We start from the raw sequence: 1,434 nt of genomic DNA, 5'->3' as shown, positions 1-1,434 counted from the left end.
ACCACTTTGCCTCAAAAAGAAAAACAGAGTTCGGAAAGATAGCTTGGGATTTTTGTGTATTTGATGAAGCACATCGGCTTAGGAATGTTTATAAGAATGGTTCAAAGATGGCTAACTCATTATATGAATTAACAAAGGGAGTTCCGAAGATTCTATTAACTGCGACTCCTATGCAGAATACTTTACTTGATATATATGGACTTGTTCAGTTTATCGATGATAGAGTTTTTTATAGTAAGCAGATATTTTCCGAAAGATATTTGCGAGGAGAAGATTACAATGATTTGAAGGCTTGTTTAGAACCTGTTGTGCAAAGAACTTTACGAAAAGAAGTAGCAGAGTATATCCAATTTTCAGAGCGTAAAGAAATGACAATTGATTTTGAACTATCGCCAATGGAGATAGAACTTTATGTGATGGTAAATAATTATCTGAAAAAGGAAATCTTGTATGCTTTGCCAAATTCACACAGAACACTTATTACATCTGTTATTAGAAAATTGCTTGCATCATCAAGTATGGCAGTTGCAGAAACCTTCAAGGTATTAAAAAGGCAGACTTGAAACTTTGAAGGAAACAACTAGAACTGAATCAGCGGATGAAAGTATTGATTTTTTCCTTAGTTTTTTTGATGATGATGAAATAGAGACGGATGATGATAGTAAGCAGGATGAATTATACACAAGAGAAAAGGTAAATGAATTTATTCAGCATGAAATAGATGAGGTAACAGCCATTATTAATAAAGCTGAAAGTATAAAAAGAAATGCGAAGATGACAGCCTTGAAACAGGCGGTGGAGACAGCTTTTGCATTTCAAGATGAAGCTGGCATAAAACAAAGAATAGTTGTGTTTACGGAATCTATTAGAACGCAACAATACATGTTTGAAGAATTATCTCATGCCGGATATGAAGGCCAGATACTTAAGTTTAATGGTAGTACAAATGATCCTGTTACTAAACAGATTTATAAGGCGTGGAAAGCTAGAAACTATGGAAAGTATGTGGGTAGTAGAAATGTTGAATTGAAGAATGCCATCGTAGAAGCATTTAGGGATGAATACAAGATTTTGCTTGTAACAGATTCCGGTTCGGAAGGATTGAATCTTCAGTTTTGTAATACGATTATAAACTATGATCTTCCTTGGAATCCGCAGAAGATAGAGCAGCGAATTGGTCGCTGTCATCGTTATGGACAAAAGAACGACGTTGTGGTTATTAATTTGCTTAATACTCAGAATGTAGCAGATAAGAGAGTATATGAAATTCTTTCAGAAAAATTCGAGTTATTCCAAGGCGTATTTGGTGCATCAGATAAAGCTATTGGATTATTAGAAAGTGGAGCAGATTTTGAAAAAAGAGTTACACTTATATATCAGGAATGTAAAACAACATCAGATTTTACAAGGCAATTTAAGAATTTGGAAAAGGAA

The 1,434-nt window shown here is 34.0% G+C and carries 2 protein-coding genes; both read left to right on the top strand.

Going from position 1 to position 1,434, the window contains the following annotated elements; translation table 11 throughout:
- The coding region (locus CCU_RS14075) for an SNF2-related protein (protein WP_243440867.1) at nt 1-563 on the top strand (563 nt) is incomplete at its 5' end.
- A 4-nt stretch (nt 564-567) separates the two neighbouring features.
- Nucleotides 568-1,434: helicase-related protein (locus CCU_RS14070; protein WP_243440866.1), on the top strand; the 867-nt coding region annotated here is incomplete at its 3' end.

This window comes from Coprococcus sp. ART55/1 (assembly GCF_000210595.1).
Lineage (GTDB): Bacteria > Bacillota > Clostridia > Lachnospirales > Lachnospiraceae > Coprococcus > Coprococcus aceti.
Note: the sequence above shows the minus strand (reverse complement) of the source record. Positions and strands in the feature narration are given on the sequence as shown.